The following is a 23,356-nucleotide window of genomic DNA, read 5'->3' as shown; positions in this document are numbered from 1 at the left end:
TTTTTCCGTAGCCGGGGACGAAGTTTTCGGCTCGGCGGGGCGATAGCTTCCCGGGATGGACAAGCTCGACGCTCTCCGCAGGCGGCTGGAGCAGGACCTCCCCGCGCTGCTGGCACAACACCAGGTCCCCGCCGCGGTCATCGCGGTGGCCGTCGGCGAGGAGACGGCCACCGCAGCTGCCGGGGCGCTCAATCTTGGCACCGGCGTCACCGCCACGACCGATTCGGTATTCCAAATCGGCTCGATCACCAAGGTCTGGACGGCCACCCTCGTCCTGCAGCTCGTGGACGAGGGCCTGGTCGACCTCGACGCCTCGATCCGGCAGTACCTGCCCGACCTCAAACTGGGCGACGCGGCCATCACCGTGCGGCAGCTGCTCAGCCACACCGCCGGGTTCGAGGGCGACCTCTTCACGGACACCGGACCCGGCGACGACGCGGTCGAGAAGTTCGTCGCGACTCTCGACGGCGTCGCGCAGCTCTTTCCGCCCGGGGAGCTGTTCTCCTACAACAACGCTGGGTACGTCGTCCTCGGGCGGCTGGCAGAAGTGTTGCGCGGCAAGCATTACGAGGACTGCCTTCGCGAGCATCTCGCCGGACCGCTCAAGCTTCGGCAGTTTTCCCCGAACGCCCTCGACGCGATCCGCTATCGCGCCGCGATCGGGCATCTCGAACCCGAGCCCGGCTCCGATCTCGTGCCCGCGCCGTTCTGGTCGATGCTGCGGTCCAACGGTCCGGCCGGGTCGTCGCTCGCGATGTCCGCGGCTGATCTGCTCGCCTTCGCCCGCATGCACCTCGCGGGCGGCGCCGAAGTGCTGAGCGCGAAGAGCGCCGCCGCCATGCTGGAGCGGCAGGTCAGCCTCCCGCCGCTCGGCATCATGGGCGACGCCTGGGGGCTCGGCTGGGAGTTGTTCGACACCCCGAGCGGTCAGGTCTACGGCCACGACGGCAACACCATCGGCCAGGCGGCGTTCCTCCGGCTGGTGCCCGAAAGCGACCTCGCGGTGGCGTTGCTGACCAACGGCGGCGACGCGATGAGCCTGTACGCCGACCTCGTTCCCGCGCTGCTCAAGGAATTCGGGGGCGTCGAGGTGTCGCTGGCGCCGCGTCCGCCGTCCGAGCCGGAAGCGTTCGCCGCCGACCGGTATCTCGGCACTTACGCCAGCACGGTCGCCGATCTCGTGGTCTCCCAGGACGACGACGGCCGGGTCTGGCTGGAGCAACGTCCTAAGGGGACAGCCGCGGAATTGAGCTCCGCCAGCAAGTCCGAACTGGTCTTCCTCGAAGGCGACACGTTGATCCTCCGCGAGGCGCAGGCCGGAATCCACCTGCCGCTGGTCTTCCTCGGCGACGACGGCACCGGCCGCGCGCAGTACGTCCATTCGGGGAGGGCGACCCGTCGCGCGGGGTGACCGGACGGCTTTGCCCGAACTGAACGATCCGGCGGCGTTGCCCGGGTAAGGTTTTACCTCGTGGCCGCTGATCTGGGGTGGAATACGGGGCAGACGCGGATCCGCGCTGCCGACGGCCGCCTCCTCGGCGCGGGCGTGCTGATCGGCGACCGGTACGTGCTGACCTGCTCCCGGGCGGCCCGCGACGAAACCGCTTTCCGCATCGAATCGGCGGGAGCCGCGGCGCTGGCCGGGCTGGTCCCGCCGCTCGCGGGCGCGCGCGGCGACCTGGCGCTGCTCGAACTGGACACTCCGGTGCGAGGCGGCGCCCTGCTCCGGCGGAAGGTCGAATCCGGGCGGGAAGTCCGGATCCACAGTCTTCCGCTCCGCCTCGGCTACGGCATCTGGGTGCGCGCCACCACCGGCGTGCCGGACGGCGAACGGATCCCGCTCAGGCTGCTGGAGGGCCGCGTCGACCCGGACCTGTCCGGCTGTCCCGCGTTCGACCGCGCCACCGGGCGGCTGCTCGGCATCGTGGTGGCCGACCACGGGGTGCGGCTGGTTCCGGCGGACACCGTGCTGGCGTACTTCCCGCAGCTGCGGGAATGGGCGACCGACGATTCGGTGCTCGAGGACCGGCTCGACGAACTCCTCGTCCGCACCGGCCGCGTGCCGATACCGGACGCCGGGGACCTGCGGGTCGCGCTGCCGAAAGCGATCCTGCCGGACCCGTACGACGCGGTCCTGCCCGACGCGGCGCTGCCGGAGCGCCGCCGGTTTTGCGCGGAGTGCGGCAATCCGGTGGGCCGCGACCAGGGCTCGCGGGCCGGTCGGACCCGCGGTTACTGCGTGCGGTGCGGCGCGCCGTTCAGCTTTGTGCCCGCGCTGGAGCGCGGCACGGTCGTCGCCGGTCGTTACGCGGTCCTCGGCTGCATCGCGATCGGCGGGTTCAGCTGGATCTACCTCGCCCGCGACGAGGCCGACGGCGGCCGGTTCGTGGTGCTCAAAGGCTTGATCGGCGAACGGGACCGCGACGGCGCGCTGGCCGCCGCGCAATCCGCCGTCGTCCCGCGGTTGCTCGGACTGGACCATCCGAACGTCGTCCGCACCCTCGCCCACGTCGAAGACCCGGACCCGGAAACCGGCAGGCTCATCGGGTATCAGGTGATGGAGTACGTGCGCGGGATTTCGCTGCGGACGGTGTCCCAGCGCGCGAAACGGCTGCGCCCGGAGCACGTCGCCGCGTACGGGCTGCAGCTGCTCGAGGCGCTCGGATACCTGCACCGGCGAGGGTTGCTGTACGTCGATGTGAAACCGGACAACGTGCTGCAGGACGGCGACCGGGTCACGCTCGTCGACCTCGGCTCGATGCGGCGGCAGGACGACCGGGACAGCGTGCTCGTCGCCACCCCGGCGTATCAGCCGTCGCGGTCCGAGCTGGACCGGGAAGGCGTCAGCGTCCGCTCGGATCTCTATTCGCTCGGCCGCACCCTGGCGGAGCTGCTGCGGGCTTGCCGCGGGCCGGACGACAGCCTCGGAACGGAGATGCTGCGGGCGCTGATCGACCGGGCGACCGCGGATTACGCCGAGCGGTTCGCCACCGCCGATGATATGGCCGAGCAGTTGCGCGGGGTGCTGCGGCAGCTGCTCAGCCAGCGCACTCGCGTGCCGCGTCCGGCCGTCTCCCGGCAGTTCGGCAATCCTCGCGGACTCGCCGTGGCGGGACTCGGAGTGCCGGAGTGGGAGGCCTGGGGTTCGGAGCCGCCGTTGCGCGCCGACAGTCCGCTGCGGCGCGAGGACGCTTGTGCGGCCTTGCCTTTCGCCCTTTTCACCGGTTCCGAGGAGACCGGGGAAACCTGGCGCGGCGCTGGGGTGTTGCTGAACACGGGAATGCTGGACGACGCGGCGGCGCAGTACCGGGAGTGCGCGAGCCAGTTGCCGGGCGAGCTGGCACCGTTGCTGGCATTGGGTTTCTGCGCGGAACTGCAGGGCTTGACGGCGATTGCGGCGCGCTACTACGACGCGGTGTGGGCCTGCGATCGGACCATGGTCGCGGCGGCGTTCGGGCTTGCCCGGATCCGGCTCGGGCAAGGCGATCGCGTCGGCGCGGCAGCGGTTTTGGACGAGGTGCCCGCCAGCACGGCGGCCCGGGCCGGCGCGGTGCGGGCGCTCGCCACGGAACTGTCCAGTGTGGACGAAGCCCTCGCTGCCTGGTCCCGGCTCGGCGAACTGGATCTGGACGAGGACGAACAGGACCGGCTTGCCGCGGTGGTCGGGGAGGTACTGCTGCGGCTGTCCCTCGAACACCCCTCGACCGCCGCCCGGTTGCCTGACCTTCGCCAGGTGCGGGACGACCTCGCGCAGATCTATCGGACGCACTCGAATCGGGCGTGGCCGATGCTGCGGGAGCACGCCCGCCGGGTACGCCAGGCCAAGGTTCCCGAACCGCGTCCTTCCTGGCGGCCCGCGATCGTGGTGCACCACCCGGATTACCTGCCGCGGCAGACTTCGACCACGACCGTGCGGGTCACGGTCACGGCTGGCTCCGACGGCGGTTCGATGCGGCTGTTCGTGCGAGAGCTGCCGGGGTGCGTGCTGTACTGGGTCGGCCAGACGACCCCGGCGGAAACGCTGATGCCGTTGCCGCAGCGGCGAATCAGCGACTCGGTGCTCGACCTCGGGCAGTGGGCGGCCGGGGAAACCAGGAGTTACGCGCTGAGTTTCCTCGTGCCGTCGAGAATGGCGACCGGGCAGGAGAACCAGCTGGTCACGATTTGGGCGCACCAGGACACCGCGCAGTCGGAGGCCGAGCACGTGTACGTGCGGCTGACCGACGATCCGGTCCGACCGGCCCCCACGTCGATCGGCCCGCCAGGCCTCGCGGCCGCGGTGGACGCAGCGCTTTCCGCGTATCGCGAAGGGAATCCGCGCGACACACTGGAGGCGCTCGGCTCGGCGGTGGCGTTGGCGACTGCGCAGGGGAACGAGGCCGCACTGGGCCGGTTGCGGTTGCTGGTGGACATCGTCGACGCGGAGAGCGGGCTCGTCAGTTTCCGCGGCCCGCTGGACGGGGAAGACCTGCTGTCGGAGCGGATTTCGGTGCGGTATCGGGAGCCGGTCGCTGCCGAGCCGCTCGTCGCCAAGGGCGAGGACTTCGAGATCGACGTGCTGCGGGCTGAAGCGGCTGCTGACGGGGCGGTGCTCAGCGCCCGGGTCGATTCGCGCCGAGTGGAATCCCGGCGGGTCGATTCGCGCCGAGTGGAATCCCGGCGGGTCGACTCCCGCCGAGTCGACTCCCGTCGCGTCGATTCTCGCCGGGTCGATTCCCGGCGGGTCGATCCGCGGCCCGGCACCTGGCGTACCGGCCGGGTCGGCTATCCGGTGCGGCCGGACCGCCTCGACCCGGGACCGGATCCGTTCGACTCGCAGCGCGTCATCTGGGCCGGGCTGCGGGCGATCGGGGCGAGACCGCCGGACGACGCGCCGGAACCGGCTCCCGGTTTGCTGGAGGCGACCGTCGAGTGCCATTCCGACGGCCCGGCCCTCGTCGGGCAGCTGGTCGGAGTCGCGGTTTCGGTGCGGCGCAAGGACCCCGCGCCCGCGCAGTCGGACGTGGTGCGCGTCCGGGTGCTGCTCGACGCCGCGCCCGGGACGGCCGAGCCGATGTCGCGGGTCGGCTGGATCACCGGCGACCGGTTGCGCGATCCGGCGGAGTTCTCCGTCATGCCGGTCGCGCCCGGGACGCTGCGGCTCGTGTTCCGGGTCTACCGCGAGCACGACGGCCAGCTGCTCCTGGAAATCGCGGCCGCGCTGCCGGTGGAGATGCCGTCATGACCCGTCAGCTGAGCACCGAGGTCACCGTCGACAACACCGCCGGGCTGAGCCGCGTCGCGGTGCCGCCGTACAACCGGGCGCGGACGGTCAACCTGCGGTTCCTCGAGTTCCCCGGGGTGCCAGGGCTTCTCGTGCAGGCTTGGGGAAGCGCGTTCCCCGAGGACGGCGGCGGCGGGTACCAGGGCCGGATCACGCACACTCTCGGCGAGCTGAACTCCCGGATCGACATCCTCCGCGAAACGTGGCAGCGGCACATCGTGGACCTCGCCGAGCAGGCCGAACGCGGCCCGCGCCGGTATCCGTTCGCCGACGGCTGGGACCTGTCGGCGCGGCCGGAACTGTTGCGGCGCGCGGGTTTCGCGCTGGCCGACGCCGGCTATCTCCTGTACCGGCTGTTGTTCGCCGGTCCGGATCGCGGGTTGCGGCGGATCCGTTCGCTGCTGGAATTGGCGCTCGCCGAGGGCGAGAACGTGATCAGCGTCGAATCCGACAGCCTGATCGTGCCGTGGGGAATGCTCTACACCTCGCCGCGGCGGCCGGACGAGTACCCGGACGACGAGAACTGGTCGCTCGCCGGGTTCTGGGGTTATCGGCACGTCGTGGAGCACACCTTCTCGCGGGTCGACGACTTCGACGCGCGGATCACCGTGGACGGTGGGAAACCGGTCGTCGGACTCAATGTCGACCACGGCGTGGACAAGCAATTCCCGGACACGCCTTACATCGCGCCGGTGGTCGATTTCTTCCACGGCCGGGCGGAAGTGGTGCTGCGGCCGGACAAGAAGACGCTGGCCGCGCACTTCCGCAGCCGCGATTTCGCCGACCACGTCACGTATTTCGGCTGCCACGGCAAGGTGAGCGGTTCCGGTGGCCTGGTCGAGCAGCCGTATCTGAAGCTCGGCGACGGCGAACGGATCTACGGCACCGACCTGATCGCGTGGCTGGCGGAAGCGCCGCTGCCGACGCGGCCGTTCGTGTACGTCGGGGCCTGTCAGGGCGGACAGGTGACCTCGGCGTTCTACTCGGCTTTCGGCAAAGCCTTGCTGGGCAACGGCGGGCGCTGCCTGATCGGTCCGCAGATCGACCTGCCGCCCGCGTTCGCGCGCGAGTATTCGCGGCGATTGTTCACCGAGTTCATCGATTCGGGCACGAAACTGGGCGACATCGTGCGCTCGCTGGCGCGGGTGTTCGCCGACGAGCACCACAATCCGCTCGGACTGATGTTTTCGCTGTACCGCGGGATCGACGTGCATCTTTGGCAGGAAGGGCGACCGTGACCGAACCGGTGATCCTGGACCTCGACGAGCACGGCGATTTCGTGGACCCGGAAACCGGAAAGCCGGTGCCCGCCGAGGCGACGCCGCGGTTTCTCGCCCGGTGGCTGGAAGTCCCGGCGACGGCGACCGACATCGTCGTGTTCGTGCACGGCTGGCAAAACAACCGGGAAACCGCCGACCGGCGGGCCCGGCAGTTCTTCGGGCTGCTGGAAGAGCGCTACGCGGCCGGGTCTTACGAAGGACTCGGCGCGTGGCAAGGGTTTTACGTCATGGTGCGCTGGCCGTCGATGAGCAACCCGTTCCTGACCGGCTACCGGCGGATCCGCGACCGGGCACACAAGATGACCACTGACGGGCGGGCCGCGGAGGCGCTCGGCCAGTTGCTCGGGTACCTGAACGCGGAACGGCAATTGCCCGGCAGCGCGCCGAGTTTGCGGACCGTCACGGGTCAGTACCTGCACTGCGTCGGCCATTCCTTCGGCGGCCGGTTCGTGGTGGAAGCGGTGCAGGCCGCTGCGGGGGACGGTCCGCCAGTGCTCGGTTGGGAGCGAGCTGATCCGCGTTATCCGTACACTGTGGACACACTGCTGGTGTTCCAGATGGCCGCCCGGCCGGACATCTTCACCGGCCGGTTCGCCCCGGTGCTGCGCGATGCTCCGATCAACGGGCCGATCGTGCTGACCCGTTCCCGCGCGGACCGGGCCACCGGGTTGTGGCACCGGCTGGCGGAGGGGGTACGGGGGATCGGGAACGTCGGCGTGAAGGCCCCGGCTGAAGACGTGGCAACCACTGTGCTGCACAAAGTGGACACGGAGTATCTACGGTCCGAAATGGACCGGCGGATCGTCAATGTCGAGGCGGGGTGGCGGTTCCGGCGCGGGCGGTGGTGGAATCCAGCCGGGGCGCATTCGGACATCTGGTACCCGGAGTCGGCGCATCTGCTGCTGTCGCTGGCGGAACTGGCCCGCTGAACGGGGCTCGACCGTCCTCAAGGGACGGTCGAGCCCCGAAGGCGTTCAGTAGCCGTAGTGCAGCCAAACAGCCTTCGTCTCGGTGTAGGCGTCCAGCGCCCACGGGCCCATCTCACGACCCCAGCCCGACGCCTTGTACCCGCCCCACGGCGCGGCCATGTCCGGGATCGGCGGCATGTTCACGAACACCGCCCCCGCGCGGATCCCGTCCGCATAGCGTTGCGCGGTGCGGATGTCGCGGGTCCAGACGGTCGCGGCGAGGCCGTACTGCGTGTCGTTCGCGCGCGCGACCAGCTCGTCCGGGTCGTCGTACGGCGTCACCGCCAGCACCGGGCCGAAGATTTCCTCGCGCATGATCGTCATGCTGTCGGTGACGCCCGCGAACAGCGTCGGCTGGTAGAAGTAGCCGTCGCGGTCCACCTCCGAGCCGCCGGTGATCAGGTCCGCGCCTTCGGAACGGCCGGTCGCCACGAGGTTCGCCACGTGCTTGCGGTGCTTGTCCGACACGAGCGGCCCGACCTGTGTCGTCTCCTCCAGACCGGGGCCGACCTGCAGCCCGGCGAGCCCGGCGGCCATCTTCTCCACGAACTCCTGCTCGCGCTTGCGGTCGACGTAGAACCGCGTGTACGCCGCGCAGACCTGGCCGGTGTTCAGCGTCGCGCCGGCGAGGTTGCCCGCGACGGCGGCGTCCAGGTCGGCGTCCGCGGCGATGATGCTCGGGGCCTTGCCGCCGAGTTCGAGCGTCAGCCGCTTGAGGTTGGACTCCGCGCTCGCCGCGGTGATCAGCTTCCCGACCGCGGTGGACCCGGTGTAGGAGACGTGGTCGACTTCGTGGTGCGCGCTCAGCATCGCGCCCACCGGGCCGTCGCCGGTGACCAGGTTGACCACGCCCGCCGGGATGCCGGCCTGCTCGGCCAGCTGCACCAGCCGGATGCTCGTCAGCGGCGTGACCTCGCTCGGCTTGATCACCACGGTGTTTCCGGTGGCGAGCGCCGGCGCGAGCTTCCACACCAGGATCATCAGCGGGAAGTTCCACGGCGTGATCAGCGCGTTCACGCCGACCGGCTCGCGGCGCGTGTAGTGCAGGGTGTCCGGGAACGAAACCGGGTTCGTGGTGCCCTGGATTTTCGTGACCCAGCCGGCGAAATACCGCAGGTGCTCGGCCGCGCCGGTGACGCTCACCTGCCGTGAGATGCCGATCGGCTGGCCCTGGTCGCGGGTTTCGAGCGCGGCGAGTTCCTCGTGGTGCTGCTCGACGAGGTCGGCGAGGCGGAAGAGCAGTTTCGCGCGCTGCACCGGCGCGAGCCCGGCCCACTCCGGCGAGGTCAGCGCGCGGCGCGCGGCGGCGACCGCGGCGTCGACGTCGGCCTGGGTCGCCGTCCCGACGTCTTCGAGAACCGTGCCGGTGGCCGGATCGCGGGTCGGGATGGGCTCCCCGCCGGCCTCGGTCCACTGACCGTCGATGAACAGGCGTGTCGGCATGGCGCTCCCTAGTCCCAAATCTTCTGGTCGCCTCCGAGTATCGGCGCGCGGCGGGCGGGCGGTCTTGTCCGCGAGGGCACGCCCGTTGTCGGCGAGTGAAGACAATGCCGGGCGGGGCCGGGGGACCGGTCAGGATCAGGACATGGACGTGATCGTGGTGGGTGCGGGCTCGGCGGGCTCGGTGGTGTGCCGGCGGCTGGTCGACGCGGGCGCGAAGGTGACACTGCTGGAAGCGGGCGGACCGGACACGAACGCGGCGATCCACGACCCGTCGCGCGCGGGGGAGCTGTGGCACGCCGCCGAGGACTGGGACTACTACACGGTGCCGCAGCCGCACGCCGGGAACCGCAGGCTGCACCTGCCGCGCGGCAAGGTACTAGGCGGGTCGCATTCGCTGAACGCGATGATCTGGGTCCGCGGCGCGGCGGCGGACTACGACGGCTGGGAGCTGCCCGGCTGGGCCTGGGACGACGTGCGCCCGGTGTACGAGCGGATCGAACGCGACCTGCTCGACCTGGAACAGCACGACCCGCTGCAGCCGATCCAGCAGTCCATTGTGGACGCCGCGCAGGAGATCGGCCTGCCGTTCAACGACAATTACAACAGCGGCGTGCTCGACGGCATCTCCGTGCAGCAGGTCACCATGACCGGCGGACGGCGGCGCAACACCTGGCTCTGCTACTCCGAGCCGGTCGCCGACCAGATGACCGTGCACACCGGCGCGCTGGTGCATCGCGTGCTGTTCGAGGGCGACCGCTGCATCGGCGTCCTGGCGGAGATCGACGGCGAACTGGAGCCGCTGTTCGCCGACCAGGTCGTGCTCGCCGCCGGCGCGCTGGCGTCCCCGGCGATCCTGCTGCGCAGCGGAATCGGCCCGGCCGACGACGTCGCCGCGCTGGGCCTCGACGTCGTCGCGGACCTCCCGGGCGTCGGCGAGAACCTGCACGACCACCTGCTGTCGCCGGTCGTGTTCGCCACCGACCGGCGCGAGGTCGCGCCGCCGCAGACCGGGCTTTCGGTGACGCAGACGCACCTGTTCTGGCGCAGCCGACCGGGTCTCGAGGTGCCGGACACCCAGCCGATCCACTTCAGCGTGCCGATGTACGAACCGTGGATGACCGGGCCCGCGACCGGGTTCTCGCTGATGGCGGGCATGATCACGCCGCAGAGCCGGGGAACGCTGCGGCTGCGCAGCACGGATCCGACCGAGATGCCGCTGATCGACCTCGCCGCGCTGGCGCACCCGGCGGACTTCGAGAGCCTGGTCGCTTCGGTGGAGCAGTGCCGGTTGATCGGCAGCGCCCCGGCGTTGGCGGAGGAGTGGGGCGCGCGGGAGTTGTACCCGGGACCGGCGGATGTACGGGAGCACGTGCGGCGCACGGCGATCACCTATCACCACCAGGTGGGCACCTGCCGGATGGGGACGGACGAGCTGGCGGTGACGGACCCGACGCTGGCGGTGCGCGGGGTGTCCGGGCTGCGGGTCGCGGACGCTTCGGTGCTGCCCCGGGTGATCAGCGGGAACACGAACGCGCCCGCGGTGCTGATGGGGGAGCGGGTGGCGGAGTTCTTGCTGGCGTAATTCGGGCGCGGACGGCAGTAGGCTCGTCGGGTGGATGATCTTCTCGCCGCCGACTATTCGAAGCTCGACGTTTTGGCCGCCGATCCGCCTTCGGGACGGGCCGCGTTGGCTATGCGCGCGGGCGAGCTGTACCCGGCGGCGAACGACGACCAGCGGCGACACCTCGAGTACCTGCTGGACTTGCTCGGGGCGGACGGCGATCCGATCCTGCTCGATCTGCTGATCCGGCTCCGCACGGCCAATCTGCTGGCGGACGTGGTGCGACGGGGCCTCCCGGTGCCCGAGCCCGTGCTGGATCAGCTGATCAAGGAACTGGGATATCAGCCGCCCGTCATCGACGCGGCAGGGGTGTCCGGGGACCGCCGACGGGCGAAGGCGCTCGGTGCGCTGCTGAAAGACGACGACCGGTGCGGCCGGGCGGCGCTCGCGCTGGCCCGGCTCGGCGCCCGCGAATGGACAGTGCCGATCGCCCGGCGGCTTTTCGCGGTCGCCGGGCTCAAGCACATCTTCTTGACGGTCGCGCTGGAGGAAATGGGCGACCCGGCCGCGGTTCCGGTGCTGCTCGACTGGCTGGCGAACGGCCCGGAGCAGAATGCCTGGAACGTTCACCGGGCGCTGGTCCGGCTCACCGGGCGGTCCCCGTTGCTCCCGTCGCCGGACGACATCCGCCAGGTGTGGGCGGGGCTCGACCTGACCGTCGGGCCAGTCCCGGAGGTGCGGGACGTCGCCGTCGATTCTCCTTCCGCGCTGCGGTTTTCCGTCGACGAAGGCCGGGCCCGGGTACGCGTCGAATTCGACCCGTCGCTGCCGGGATCGATGTGGCCGCGGTGGGAGCAGACCCTGTACGTCGGGGATCAGGCGCGATTCGGTGTCGGCTCCGGGTGCGAGACCTGTGAATCAACACTGCGCCTGCTCGGCTTCGGTCCCGCCGAAGCGCTGGCCGGTGCCACCCAGGCGCGGGAAGTCCTCGCCGAGCCGCGTGAACTCACCGCTGCGACGGTGCGCGCGCTGGAACCGCTGCTTCAGGAGCTGGAGACTGGGCACTACCGGATGCTCTTGGCCGATCTTCCGCTGGAACGCGTGCGGACGCTGGAGCAGTCGTGGTGGTTGACGCGCAGAACCGAGACGCGCAGTGCGTGGGAGGGAGACCCGGACTGGCCGGGCATCGAGCATTTCCAGCTCCCGCAGGCGATTCCCGGCGAGATGCCCGCATACGGCAGCGTGGTTCCGTCGCAACCGCTGGACGCGCTGGACCAGGCGACAGTCGACCGGTACGCGGAAGCGATCGCCCGCGGCGAGCGTCCCGCGGCGTTGCTGCTGGCCTGGGCGGAGGACCGGTACATCAGCGCCCAGTGGCCGGAACGGTTCGTGCTGGGCGTCGTCCTGGACGGACATCACCGGCTTGCCGCCTATGCGGCGGCAGGCGTACCCGCGCGCTTGGTGCTGGTGGTGCGCGGGGAGAGCGGCGAGACGGTGGAGGAGGTCGTGCGTGGTTATGCCGGTTAGAACCGGCATAACCACGCACAAGCCCTAATCCCGCGTAAACACCCGCTTGCCCCCAAACCACGTCTCCCGCACCGTGATCCGGGCCAGCTGATCCGCCGGGGTCTTGAACGGATCCTGGTCCAGCACCACGAAATCCGCCGACTTCCCCGGCGTCAGCGACCCCGTCACGTCGTCGAGGCCGCAGGCGCGGGCCGAGTTCAGCGTGAACACCTGGATCGCCTCGGCGAGCGTGATCGCCTGTTCCGGCCACAGGCTCCCGGGGTGCTTGCCGTACGGGTCCTGCCGGGTGATCAGGCCCTCGATGCCCTCCCAGGCATTCGGGGATTCGCTCACCGGCCAGTCCGAACCACCGGCGACCAGTGCGCCGGTGTCCAGCAGCGTGCGGTTCGGCTGCATCCGCGCCGCGCGTTCGGCGGGAATCACCTGTGCGATGGCGTCCGGGATCACTCCCGGAACCCACAGGAACGGCGAGATATCAGCCGACACGTTGAGCGTCGCGAATCGTTCCAAGTCGTTCGGGTGGATGAACTGTCCGTGCGCCACTTGGATTTTCGTCGTGTAGTCGCCACGGGCGCGGAGGTTGCCGGCCGCGTCCAAAGTGGCCCGGACGGCCGCGTCGCCCGCGCAGTGGATCTTCGCCGAAAGACCGGCCGAGACGGCGACGTCCAGCCAGTCCGCGAGTTCCTCCGGCGGCATCGTGGTGTCGCCGCAGAAGCACTCGTGGTGCAGGTACGGCTCCAGGAACGCCGCGGTGTGCGCGGGCGGGGTGCCGTCGAGGAAGATCTTCACGAAGTCCGGCCGGTGGTGCTCGCTGCGGTACGCCGCGGCGGCGTCGAGCAGCGGTTTGCCGATCGGGTCCGCGCCGAAGATCGGGTCGTTCACCAGCATCGACGACACGACCCACGCCGCCAGTTCCCCCGCGTCGTCAAGGGTTTTCAGCGCGGCGAGGATGTCGAGCGTCGCCCCGGCGTCCTGGAACGCCGTGATCCCGTACGAGTGCAGGATTTCGATCGCCCGCCGCGACGCCTCGGCGTGCTGCTCGGCGGTGAGCGTGCGCGTGTCCCGCATCGCCCGTTCCACCGCCAAGCCCGCGGTCTCGATGAGCAAGCCGGTCGGTGCGCCGCTGGTCAGATCGCGGTGGATCGTCCCGCCCGTCGGGTCCGGGGCGGACGCGTCGATCCCGGCCAGTTCCAGTGCCCGGCTGCTCGCCCACCGGTTGTGCCTGCTGTCCTCGATGAGCACGACCGGACGTCCGCCCGCCGCCTCGTCGAGTGCTCGCCGTACGGAGTCGTGGCCGAGCTCGGGGGCCAAAGTGGACGGCCAGGCACCGCCGACCACCCACTCGTCCGGCGCGAGCCGGGAAGACCATTCCCTTACCGCGGCGAGGATTTCGTCCAGGTTCGAGCCGCTTTTCAGGCGCAGTTCGAACAATTCCCGGCCAGCGAGCGCGTGATGGCTGTGCACGTCCACGAAACCCGGCAGCACGAACGCGCCGCCGAGATCGAGGACCTCGGTGTCCGGACCGGCCTCGGCGGTCGTGATCCGGCCGTTCTCCACCGCGAGCGAGGTCGCCCACGGCCGGTCTTCGTCCACTGTGTACACAGTGGCGTTGGTGAGGAGCAGTTCAGGCGCCACGGGTCACTGTCCAGCGGGGTCGTAGTCCGGCGAATAGACGGTGTTGCTGAGCAGCCGGCCGTACGCGCCGAAGGTGAAGTGCGTCGGCGTCTTGCCGTCCTCGCCCAGGCCGAACAGCGAGCCGTGCGACCGCAGTTCCCGCACGTTCCGGTGGTCGGCCACGGTCACCGACGCGCACGGGATGACCTTCTCGCGCCAGGTGAACACGTAGATCCCGGGCCGGATCTGGTAGACGGAGTTCTCGTCGGTGTCGGCGAGCCCGCGCTCCGGACCGGACAAGCACTGCCAGCTGTACCAGTGCGGGGTGAGGTAAACGTGCTCGTACGCGTGCTCTTCGCTGTACACCCACTGCACGCGGCGGCCGATCAACGCCGTGCTGGGCGCGATCTCCTCGCCGTGCGCCTCGCGGCCCTGGATGGTCGCGGGACGGAACCGTTGCGTCACCCGCGGAAGTCCGTCGCCGATCGTGCTCGTGATGACCAGCGCGCGGCCCTGGCGGACGTCCAGCAGCAGGCTGAACGACGTTTCCGCACCGGGGTGGAACTGCACGTAGAACAGTCCGGCGTCGACCAGGAACGTCTCGGAAGCGGTCTCGCCGGTGGTGCCGTCCTCGTCCCACGAGGCGCGTCCGCCGGTGAAGCTGATCGAGAACGTGCCGCCGTCGGCACAGTCCAAAGTGAACGACTGGTTGTCGAGATCGTCCACAGTGGCCGCTTTGTTGGCGTCGAAGCCGGGGGCGAGACCGTCGAGCGGGAGCCAGGTGGAGGTGTCGGACAGGTTGGTCGCGGGCATGGAGCCTTCCTCAGTGTTCGCAGTGGCCGTGGGCGGCCGAGGGCAGGTCGAGTGCCGGGTTCCGGTCGCAGAACCCGTAGGGGCGCATCATGAATCCGGAGTAGTCGACCGGCATGACCGGCCAGTCTTCCGGACGCGGGATGTGCGTCGGGCCGAAGACGTGCCACAGCACGACGTCGGTGTCGCTGACGGAGCGGTCGGCCGCCGTCCACGCGGGCAGGCCCGCCCCGCCCGGGTGCGCGTTGGGGCGGTCGCCCGCCGGGAAGCGTTCGCCGGGCGCGTACGGCGTGACCCACAGGTGGTTCGTGGCGAACGTGGCGCGCTGGTAGACCGTCGATTCCGGTTGCGCCATCAGGGTTGCCGACGGCCGAGGCACGAGCTGGTACGCGGTCGGCGCGCCGAGCCGGTTGGTGTGCTCGGTGCTGCGGACTTCCCACACCCGCGCGGTCGCCGGGTTCGCGTGCCGCTTCGCTTCCTGTTCGGTGCGCAGTTCCGTGGCCTTCCAGGTGAAGGCGTTGCCATACGGGTTTTCTTCGCCGATCGGGATGCCGACGGCGTCCACCTCGTACACCGAGTTGCGCTGGCCGTCGACGGCGAAGTCGAGCCGGGCGCAGAACAGGTGCTGGTGCACCGGCGCGAACAGGCCGGGCGCGATCTCGGACGCGTGCGGATGCGCGGACCCGGGCTCGCCGGCGCCGGAGAAGACGATGCCGGTCGCCTTGGCCTCGCATTCGATGGTGCCGTCGAGGTAGAGGTACCAGAAGAAGCCGTAGTCGTAGTTGCCGATGGTGGAGATCGACGAGATCACCAGGCGGCGCGAACGGCGGACCTCGGCCTTGCCGTCGAGATCCGTGTGCTTCCAGAGGATCCCGTAGTCCTCCTCGTGCATGCAGATCGCGTTCGGCACGCGCACCGGCTGGCCGTGGTCGTCGGCGAGGAAGGCGTCGAAGTAGTGGATGACGCCGAGGCAGTCGCAGCCCAGCCGCAGGCTGTTGCCGTTCTTGCCGAGCAGGTATTCGCCGGCGTCGAAGTAGCTGATCCAGAACCGGCCGATCGAGGTGTCGCCGTAGGGAACGACCATCTCCGGCACCGACGCGCGGTACAGCACCGAGCGGTCCTGGAAGGTCAGCTGGTGCAGGGTCAGGCCCTCGCGCGCGTTGAACCCGACGCGCAGCTGCCAGCCCTCCCAGGTCACCAGCGAGCCGTCGACCTGGAAGCTCGGGCCTTCCGGCTGGGTGATCTCGATCGGCTTGAGCGTGGTCCGCGCGGGGTGGTGGCCGTAGCGGCCGGAGTCCTCGGGGACCGGGGTGTCGCCCTCGTCCTCGACCCGGAGGACGCGCTGTTCGGTGAGGTTGAGGTGCGCGACCAGGCCCTCGACCGGATGTGCCCAGGGGCTGTCGGTGCTGTCCTCGCGCAGGAAGGTGAGCGAACGGACGACCCGGCCGGTCTCGTCCTCGCGGCCGAAGTAGCCGGGCGCGAGCGGGGCGCAGAACGCGTGCTCGATGCGGTCGCCGAGGCCGCGGCGGTGCATGGCCGCCTGCCACTCCGGGGAGGCCTTGGTGACGGCCTCGGCCAGGTCGTACTCCTCGAAGAGATACGGGGGCTGGCCCTCGCCGCACTTCTCGTGGCTGACCAGCTCCTGGCCCGTCACCGAGACGACCGCGTCGGCCGATTCGCCGGTCGCGGTGTCGAGCAGGGTGAACTGGATCCGGCGGTCGACCGGGGCGCCGCCCAGTACGGCGGCCTTGTCCGGCTCGACCGGGAGGACCTGCGGAAACCGGGTCGTCTCGGTGACGAGCCCCTGTGCCTCCAGCACGGCCCGGCCTGCCGCGAGCTCGTCGGCGGTCAGCGGGTCAAGGGGGTGGGGGTGTGCGTTGCTCATGGTGTCCCTTCGCGCTCCTCGCCGCAGTGTTCGCGGTGGCCCGGGGGTAGCGGTAGCCGGGCTCGGGGGGTCGTGCGGTCGCTGACAACAAGGATGCACTCGTTGCCAATCCCCGGAAGAGCCGTTGCTGCAGGATTGCGCCATGCGACTGGACCTCGACGGCAAGGCCGTGCTGATCACCGGCGCCGCGTCCGGGATCGGACTGGCCTGCGCGCGGGCGTTCCTGGCGGAGGGCGCGCGGGTCGGGGTGGTCGACCGGGTCCGGCCGCCGTCCCTGCCGGGGGAGGTCGTCGCGGCGCGCGCGGACGTCACCGACGAGGGGCAGGTCGCCGCGGCGGTGCAGCTCGTGGCGGAGTCGTTCGGCGGGATCGACGTGGTCGTCGGCTGCGCCGGGGTGTCCGGACCGGTCGGACGGCCGCTCGCGGAGACCAGCGCCGCGGACTTCGCCGCGGTCATGTCGGTGAACGTGCTGGGGCAGTTCCTGGTCGCGAAGCACGCGCGGCCGTGGCTGGGAGACGGCAGTTCGATCGTCTTCCTGGCCAGCGATTCGGCGTTCGTGTGTGCGCCGGGGATGGTGCCCTACTGCGCGTCCAAGGGCGCGGTGGTGTCGTTGACCCGGGCGTTGTCGGTCGAGTTCGACGGCGTCCGGGTCAATTGCGTGTGCCCGTCGGTGGTCGATACGCCGATGGCGCGAGGGGATTTGGGAGATCTGCTGGACGAACCGGGCTTTCCGGTGCAGGCGGCCGAGGACGTCGCCCAGCAGGTGGTGTATCTGGCGTCCGCGCGGGCGCGGACGGTGAACGGACAGGCCTTGCTCGCCGACTTCGGCGTATCGGCTCGGTCTGGGTTTCCTGCTTGAAAGGGAGAAATGACGATGGCAGACACGCGGGTCGTGGCGATTACCGGCGGAGGGACGGGCATTGGGGCTGCGGTTGCTCGGCGGTACGCCGGTGAAGGCGCACAGGTCGTGGTTCTGGGCAGGCGGCGTGAGCCGCTGGAGAAGGTCGCTGCGGAGACTGGTGCACATGTGATCGCTTGCGACGCCAGCGTCCGGGAGGACGCGGAGGCGGCGATCGCGGAGATTCTCGAGAAGTTCGGGCGGCTGGACGTGATCGTGGCCAATGCCGGCGGGCACGGGCTGTCTTCGGTGGTGGACACCGGGGACGAGGAATGGGAAATCGCGCTCCGGTCCAATCTTTCCAGCGCTTTCGTTTTTTGCCGGGCCGCGTTGCCTTCCCTCGTGGAAAGCGGCGGTCAGGTCGTGATTGTTTCTTCTCTGGCCGGGTTGTTCGCCGGGCCCAATGTCGCCGGATACACGGTGGCCAAGCACGCGTTGATCGGGCTGACCCGGTCTATCGCCCGGGATTACGGGCCTCGCGGGGTCCGGGCCAACGCGGTGTGCCCGGGGTGGGTCCGGACGCCGATGGCGGACGGGGAGATGGAGCAGTTCGCCGAGGCGGCCGGGTTTGACGGCGGGCACGACGAGGGGTACCGGCGGGTGACTGCCGAGGTGCCGTTGCGGCGTCCTGCCGAGCCGGACGAGATCGCTTCTATCGTTCGGTTCCTCGGGTCTTCGGAGTCCTCGTACATCACCGGCGCGGTGCTGGTCGCCGACGGCGGTGCGCACGCGGTCGACTTGCCCACGTTGGCGTTCGAGCGTGCCGGGATGGGGTCGTAAACACCCCTAACCCGAGCATTTCTGCTTAGTTGACAAGTCCGTGAGGGGAACCCTGAGGGAATCTGATTCCCTCAGGGTTCCCCTCACGGACTTCTGCATTACCCGCCCAGGGCTGGCCGGGTTAGCTTGATTCCGCCAGTGTTCGCAGCCATTTGGTCAGCAGCTGGGTTTCCGCGGCGCCCAGGATTTCCGGGTTCGCGGCGGCGTGTTCCAGCACGCGGTGGATCTCGGAGTGCCGATCGCCGGTCGCCGAGGTGCCGGTGATCGCGGCGATCGCGCCCTCCCGGACAGCCGCCGACAGCGGGCGGTCCTCCCCGGCGAGGATGATCTGGCGCAGCGTGACCCCGATATTCGCCACCAGGATGTGCGCGGCCGCCTGGTCCGGCGGGACCGTCAGGCGTCCCTGGTCGGCGGCGGCCTGGGTCAGGGCGCGGAGCATCGCGCTGGGCCGTTCTTGCGCCGCGGGGGCGTGGCCGGGGTGGACCTGGCCGTACATGAGCGTGTAGAAGCCGGGGTTCGCGATCCCGAAGGCGACGTGGGCGTCCCAGCCGTCGCGCAGGTCCTGGATCGGGTCGCCGGACGGCTCGTGCGCGCCTTTTTCCGCCAGGTACAGGTCGAACCCCCGCTCGACGACCGCGTCCAGCAGGCCCTGTTTGCTGCCGAAGAAGTGGTACAGCGTCGGCATTTTCACCCCGGCCTGCGCGCAGATCGCGCGCAGCGAGATGTCCTCGCCCGGCGTCGCGGCGACCTGCTCGGCGGCGGCGTCCAGGAGCCGGGTCCGTGTATCCGCGTTCGCAATCTGTGTCACACCGCTATGGTAGCCACTGTCGCACTGATACAGTGATGCATATCAGCGATAAAGGGATGGAGGGGTCACCCATGACCGGCCACACTCTCGAAGGCAAGAACGTCCTGGTCGCCGCCGGGGCGAAGAACCTGGGCGGGCTCATCAGCAGGCAGGCCGCGCAGGCCGGCGCGAACGTCGCGATCCACTACAACTCCGCGTCGACCCGTCCGCAGGCGGAGGAGACTCTCGCCGCGGTCGAGGCGGCCGGCGGCAAGGGCGTCGTCCTGACCGGCGACCTGACCGTCCCGGCGAACGTGGCGAAGCTGTTCGCGGATGCCGAAGCCGCGCTCGGGAAGATCGACGTCGCGGTGAACACGGTGGGCAAGGTGCTGCGCAAGCCGATCACCGAGACCACCGAGGACGAGTACGACTCGATGTTCGACATCAACTCGAAGGCGGCGTACTTCTTCATCAAGGAAGCGGGCAAGAACGTCGCCGACGGCGGCAAGGTCATCACGATCGTGACCAGTCTGCTCGCGGCGTTCACCGACGGGTACTCGACCTACGCGGGCGGCAAGAGCCCGGTGGAGCACTTCACCCGTGCCGCGGCCAAGGAGTTCGCCCCGCGCGGGATCTCGGTCACCGCGGTCGGGCCCGGCCCGATGGACACGCCGTTCTTCTACGGCCAGGAAACCCCGGAGCGGGTGGAATTCCACCAGTCGCAGGCGATGGGCGGGCAGTTGACCAAGATCGAGGACATCGCCCCGATCGTGTCGTTCCTCGCGACGTCCGGCTGGTGGATCACCGGGCAGACTGTCTTCGCCAACGGCGGTTACACCACCCGCTGAGTTTCACCCACGACAGCAAGGGAAACGCAATGTCCGAAGTGGAGATTCCGGAACCGGTGGCGTCGTTCGTCGACGCGGTGAACCGGCACGACGACGCCGCGTTCCTGGACGCGTTCACCGAAACGGGCGTCGTGGACGACTGGGGCCGGTCGTTCACCGGGCGCACCGAAATCAAAGGATGGAGCGACGTCGAGTTCATCGGCTCGCGCGGAGTCCTGACCCCGGAGGAGGTCACCGTCGCTGGCGACGTGGTCACCGTCGTCGGGGATTGGCGCAGCAACCACGCCAACGGCCGGTCGAAGTTCGTCTTCGACGTCGACGGCGACCGGCTCGCCAAGATGACCATCCGCGAAGGCTGACCGGCCGGGGCGTGGGCGTCCCACCGCGGAACGCCCACGCCCCGGGTCAGTTGGTGCCCAGGTACGCCTGGTGCAGCGTGTCCGGATTGTCCAGCAGGGGCTGCGATTCCCCGGCGTAGGTGACTTTGCCGGAGGAGACGACCAGGGCTTCTTGCGAGACTTTCAGCGCCAGGTGGGTGAACTGTTCCACCAGGAGGATCGCCGCGCCCGCGTTGGCGAACTCGGTCACCGCCGGGAGAAGCCTGGTGAAGACGGCGGGAGCCAAGCCCAGCGACATCTCGTCGATGAGCAGGAACTTGGGTTTCGCCGCGAAGGCCCGGCCCAGCACCACCATTTGCTGCTCGCCGCCGGACAGCAGCGCGGCGGGCGAGTTCTTGCGTTTCTCCAGTTCTGGGAAGAGCGCCAGGACTTCGTCGACCCCGGCGGGGGTTTTGGCGGTCAGGCGCAGGTTTTCCAGCACGGTCAGGCTGGCGAAGACCGCCCGTCCTTGCTCGACGTGCGCCAGGCCCAGTCGCGCTCTGGACACCCGCGAGTGTTTGGTGACGTCCGTGTGTCCAACGTGGATAGTCCCGGACGCCGCGGGGATCACGCCGGACAGCGCTTCCAGCAGGCTGGTCTTGCCCGCGCCGTTGGGGCCGACCAGCGCGGTGATCTTGCCCGGTTCCAGCGTCAGTCCGACGTCGGCGATGACCGGGCCCGCACCGCGGGTGACGGTCAGGTTTTCGATGCGCAGCGTGCTCACAGCATCTCCGTTTCGCCCAGGTATGCCTTCAGAACCGCCGGATCCGCCAGCACTTCCGCCTGCGGGCCGCTCGCGAGCACCTCGCCGAAGTCGAGCACGGTCAGGGTGTCGCAGACCGACCGGACCAGGTCCAGGTCGTGTTCGATGATCAGCACCGAGACGCCGAACCTGGCCGGGACCTGACGCAGGCGTTCGCCGAACGCCACGTGTTCCTCGTGCGGGAGGCCCGCCGCCGGTTCGTCGAGGAGCAGCACTTGCGGCTTCGCCATGAGGTGTCCGACGACCTCGACCAACCGGCGCGCACCCACGTCGACCCGGTCCAGTGGCGTGGCCGCGGGCGGGCAACCGAAGAACTCCAGCGCGGCAGCGACTTCATCCGCGGGCGGGCGTCGGCGGGCCACGAAGCGGACGTACGCCTCGATGGTCAGTCCCGACGGGACCCGGTCCTGCTGGAACGTTCGGCGGAGACCGGAGCGGGCTCGTTGCGTCGGGTTGCCGGTGAGGGGACGGTCGGCGAGTTCGACGGTCCCTTGAGCCTGCGGCAGGAAGCCGCTGATGGCGTCGACCAAAGTGGACTTTCCGGCGCCGTTCGGGCCGATCACGCCCAGCACTCCGCCCTTCGGGACGGCTAAGTCCACTCCGGACAGTGCCTTGACCTGGCCGAAGGTGACGCTCAGTCCCCGGACAACCAGCACCGGTTCGCCAGGCGGCAGGCGCGGAGGTTCTTCGTCGAGGGCGGTGATTTGGACGCCAGCGCTGGCCCTGGAACGGCGACGCCACAGTTCGCGGATCGCGGTGCCCAGGTTGCCGCGTCCGGCCAGCGCCTGGATGCCCAGCAGACCGAAGATCACGTAACCCCAGTCTTGCGGGACTCCCCAACGCTTCAACAGCTCCGGTACGGCGACCCACAGGACAGCGCCGAACACCGCCATGTCGATCAGGTGCGCACCGGACATGATGGCGAGGACGTACAACGCCAGCGACTGCAGCGGAGCGAAGCTGGTCGGGAAAGCGAACCCGACCTGTGCGGTGAGCAGACCGCCGCTGATGCCGCCCAGCGTGGCGCTGACGGCGAAGGCCGAGAGCTTCGCGGTACGGACGCTGGCTCCTGCTGCGGCAGTGCCCCGTTCGGAGAACGCCACCGCGGCCCAGCTGCTGCCCCACGGACCGCGCCGGAGGAAGTGCACGAGCAACGCGCAGACGATCAGGACGATGACACAGAGCAGGAAGTACGCGTTGTCGTCGGCGACCAAGGACGGCCGGTCCACCGAAACGCCGTCAGTGGTGCCGGGGAACTGGATTTCCACGAGGGTGACGTCGGCGGCCGCGGCCAGGCCGAGTGTCACCACCGCCAGGTTGATCCCGCGCAGCCGAAGCGCGGGGAGTCCAATGAGGACACCGACGACGCCTGCCGCGAGACCTCCCAGCAGCAGCCAGAAGAGGAAGCCGCCAGGTGCGTTAGCGACGTTCAGCGCGGAGACGACCCACGCGCCGATCGCGCCGAAAGTCAGCTGGCACAACGAGATCATGCCAGCGCTGCCGGTCACGACGCCTAGGCCGAGCAGGGCGATGGCGGCTACTACGACGCTCACGCCGAGGTAGGCGAAGTAGCCGTTGAGGCCGACGGTCAGGCCGATTCCGACCAGCACCGCGACCACCGCGACGACCAGTGGGGTTCCGAAGCGGGACACTGCGCCCCGGTCAGCGAGCTGCATCCCACACCTCCTTGCGCTGAGACCACACGAGCAGGCCGACGATGGCCAGGAACGGGACGAAATTCCGCACTACCGAAAGCTGGTCGACCTGCGCGAGCGCGCCCTGCAGCATGCCGAGCACCAGGCCGCCGACGACGGCGAGGTCCAGCCGCCGGAACCCGCCGAGCAGGGCCGCCGCCGCGGCGGGCACGACCAGCATGGCCAGCGAGGTGGCGTCGTTCGACTGGGACGGGGCGACGATCACGATGATGACGGTGCTGATCAGGCCGGTGGCGCCCCACACCGCGGCACTGAGCCGTTTCGCCGGGATACCCAGCAGTTCAGCGGTCGTCGGGCGTTCCGACAAAGCGCGCAGTGAGATGCCGACGGGCGTCTTTGTCAGGATCAGCCGCGCGGCGAAGGCGATCACCACCGCCAGCGCGACCGTCACGACGGTCACCTGGCTGATCACCACGCCGCCGACGGTGAAGGCCGGACCGGCCAGCAACGCCTGGAACGGCTGCGGTTTGTTGCCGAACAGGATGAACGACAGCGAAATCAACAGCAGCAGCACCGCGACGGTCACCGCCGAGCGGGTGCCGGTGCCTGCCTCGGCCAGCCAGGTCGAGACGACCCAGCCGATCAGCACGCTCAGCAACCCGCCCAGCAGCACGCCGAGCACCACTGCCAGCCATTCCGGCAGTCCACCGTGGACGGACAAGGCCACCCCGACGTAACTGCCGAACATGCCCGTGGCCGCCTGGGCGAAGTTGACGACGCGGACCAGCCTCGACATCAAGGTCAGGCACACCGCCAGCACCGCGTAAAGCCCGCCGGCGGCCAGCCCGGCCAGCGCTCCCTGCACCATTGCAGTCTCCTCTGTCCAGAGTGGATCGG

At 69.8% G+C, this 23,356-nt stretch carries 18 protein-coding genes; 10 read left to right on the top strand and 8 right to left on the bottom strand.

Going from position 1 to position 23,356, the window contains the following annotated elements; all coding sequences use genetic code 11:
* The first annotated feature begins 55 nt into the window (after positions 1 to 55).
* Genes ACFORO_RS21375 through ACFORO_RS21360 form a run of 4 tightly spaced genes read left to right on the top strand, consistent with a single transcriptional unit; the run spans position 56 to position 7,472 of the window.
* Entirely contained in the window at positions 56 to 1,411 is a 1,356-nt protein-coding gene (locus tag ACFORO_RS21375; RefSeq protein WP_377873883.1) for a serine hydrolase domain-containing protein, read from the top strand.
* A gap of 60 nt (positions 1,412 to 1,471) precedes the next feature.
* Positions 1,472 to 5,224: a tetratricopeptide repeat protein gene (locus tag ACFORO_RS21370; RefSeq protein ID WP_377873882.1), complete on the top strand. Its 3,753-nt coding sequence runs from the start codon at positions 1,472 to 1,474 to the stop codon at positions 5,222 to 5,224.
* Positions 5,221 to 6,501, top strand: a complete 1,281-nt coding sequence (locus tag ACFORO_RS21365; RefSeq protein ID WP_354749759.1) for a hypothetical protein — start codon at positions 5,221 to 5,223, stop codon at positions 6,499 to 6,501. Before ACFORO_RS21370 ends, ACFORO_RS21365 begins: the two co-directional genes overlap by 4 nt.
* Complete coding sequence (locus ACFORO_RS21360) at positions 6,498 to 7,472, top strand: alpha/beta hydrolase (protein ID WP_377873881.1); 975 nt, start codon at positions 6,498 to 6,500, stop codon at positions 7,470 to 7,472. Before ACFORO_RS21365 ends, ACFORO_RS21360 begins: the two co-directional genes overlap by 4 nt.
* Before the next feature lie 45 nt (positions 7,473 to 7,517).
* Here ACFORO_RS21360 and ACFORO_RS21355 read toward each other — a convergent pair whose 3' ends face one another.
* Positions 7,518 to 8,954, bottom strand: coding sequence for an aldehyde dehydrogenase family protein (locus tag ACFORO_RS21355; protein ID WP_377873880.1), 1,437 nt, complete (start codon positions 8,952 to 8,954; stop codon positions 7,518 to 7,520).
* A gap of 142 nt (positions 8,955 to 9,096) precedes the next feature.
* Here ACFORO_RS21355 and ACFORO_RS21350 point away from each other — a divergent pair, with 142 nt between their 5' ends.
* Both ACFORO_RS21350 and ACFORO_RS21345 read left to right on the top strand, forming a co-directional pair.
* Positions 9,097 to 10,536 carry a GMC family oxidoreductase gene (locus tag ACFORO_RS21350; protein WP_377873879.1) on the top strand — a complete coding sequence of 480 codons (1,440 nt, stop codon included), beginning with the start codon at positions 9,097 to 9,099 and terminating at the stop codon, positions 10,534 to 10,536.
* A gap of 30 nt (positions 10,537 to 10,566) precedes the next feature.
* Positions 10,567 to 12,042 (top strand): hypothetical protein, encoded by a 1,476-nt coding sequence (locus ACFORO_RS21345; protein ID WP_377873878.1) that lies wholly within the window; start codon positions 10,567 to 10,569, stop codon positions 12,040 to 12,042.
* A 24-nt stretch (positions 12,043 to 12,066) separates the two neighbouring features.
* Here ACFORO_RS21345 and ACFORO_RS21340 read toward each other — a convergent pair whose 3' ends face one another.
* Genes ACFORO_RS21340 through ACFORO_RS21330 form a run of 3 tightly spaced genes read right to left on the bottom strand, consistent with a single transcriptional unit; the run spans position 12,067 to position 16,351 of the window.
* On the bottom strand, positions 12,067 to 13,677 hold the full coding sequence (locus ACFORO_RS21340) for an amidohydrolase (protein WP_377873877.1): 1,611 nt from the start codon (positions 13,675 to 13,677) through the stop codon (positions 12,067 to 12,069).
* Between the two features lie 3 nt (positions 13,678 to 13,680).
* A complete protein-coding gene (locus ACFORO_RS21335; protein WP_377873876.1) occupies positions 13,681 to 14,469 on the bottom strand; it encodes a molybdenum cofactor biosynthesis F family protein in 789 nt (262 codons plus the stop codon).
* A 10-nt stretch (positions 14,470 to 14,479) separates the two neighbouring features.
* Positions 14,480 to 16,351, bottom strand: a complete 1,872-nt coding sequence (locus tag ACFORO_RS21330) for a primary-amine oxidase (RefSeq protein ID WP_377873875.1) — start codon at positions 16,349 to 16,351, stop codon at positions 14,480 to 14,482.
* 142 nt (positions 16,352 to 16,493) lie between these two features.
* On the opposite strand from ACFORO_RS21330, the gene ACFORO_RS21325 reads away from it, so the two are divergent.
* Together ACFORO_RS21325 and ACFORO_RS21320 are read left to right on the top strand one after the other, a co-directional pair.
* Entirely contained in the window at positions 16,494 to 17,210 is a 717-nt protein-coding gene (locus ACFORO_RS21325; RefSeq protein WP_377873874.1) for an SDR family NAD(P)-dependent oxidoreductase, read from the top strand.
* 15 nt (positions 17,211 to 17,225) lie between these two features.
* On the top strand, positions 17,226 to 18,029 hold the full coding sequence (locus tag ACFORO_RS21320) for an SDR family NAD(P)-dependent oxidoreductase (protein ID WP_377873873.1): 804 nt from the start codon (positions 17,226 to 17,228) through the stop codon (positions 18,027 to 18,029).
* Between the two features lie 121 nt (positions 18,030 to 18,150).
* On the opposite strand, the gene ACFORO_RS21315 is transcribed toward ACFORO_RS21320, so the two are convergent.
* Entirely contained in the window at positions 18,151 to 18,837 is a 687-nt protein-coding gene (locus ACFORO_RS21315) for a TetR/AcrR family transcriptional regulator (protein WP_377873872.1), read from the bottom strand.
* Between the two features lie 71 nt (positions 18,838 to 18,908).
* On the opposite strand from ACFORO_RS21315, the gene ACFORO_RS21310 reads away from it, so the two are divergent.
* On the top strand, positions 18,909 to 19,664 hold the full coding sequence (locus ACFORO_RS21310) for an SDR family oxidoreductase (protein WP_354740373.1): 756 nt from the start codon (positions 18,909 to 18,911) through the stop codon (positions 19,662 to 19,664).
* Positions 19,665 to 19,693: 29 nt separating this feature from the next.
* Positions 19,694 to 20,023 carry a nuclear transport factor 2 family protein gene (locus tag ACFORO_RS21305; protein ID WP_377873871.1) on the top strand — a complete coding sequence of 110 codons (330 nt, stop codon included), beginning with the start codon at positions 19,694 to 19,696 and terminating at the stop codon, positions 20,021 to 20,023.
* Positions 20,024 to 20,069: 46 nt separating this feature from the next.
* Here the strand turns inward: ACFORO_RS21305 and ACFORO_RS21300 are convergent, their stop codons facing one another.
* The 3 genes from ACFORO_RS21300 to ACFORO_RS21290 are packed head-to-tail and all read right to left on the bottom strand — an operon-like array spanning position 20,070 to position 23,327.
* Entirely contained in the window at positions 20,070 to 20,765 is a 696-nt protein-coding gene (locus ACFORO_RS21300; protein WP_377873870.1) for an ABC transporter ATP-binding protein, read from the bottom strand.
* Positions 20,762 to 22,480: a branched-chain amino acid ABC transporter ATP-binding protein/permease gene (locus ACFORO_RS21295; protein WP_377873869.1), complete on the bottom strand. Its 1,719-nt coding sequence runs from the start codon at positions 22,478 to 22,480 to the stop codon at positions 20,762 to 20,764. The genes ACFORO_RS21300 and ACFORO_RS21295 overlap by 4 nt, the downstream gene beginning before the upstream one ends.
* Positions 22,467 to 23,327, bottom strand: a complete 861-nt coding sequence (locus tag ACFORO_RS21290) for a branched-chain amino acid ABC transporter permease (RefSeq protein ID WP_354740379.1) — start codon at positions 23,325 to 23,327, stop codon at positions 22,467 to 22,469. Before ACFORO_RS21290 ends, ACFORO_RS21295 begins: the two co-directional genes overlap by 14 nt.
* Positions 23,328 to 23,356: the final 29 nt, after the last annotated feature.

This window comes from Amycolatopsis halotolerans, from assembly GCF_042647905.1.
GTDB classification, from domain to species: Bacteria; Actinomycetota; Actinomycetes; order Mycobacteriales; family Pseudonocardiaceae; genus Amycolatopsis; species Amycolatopsis halotolerans.
Note: the sequence above shows the minus strand (reverse complement) of the source record. Positions and strands in the feature narration are given on the sequence as shown.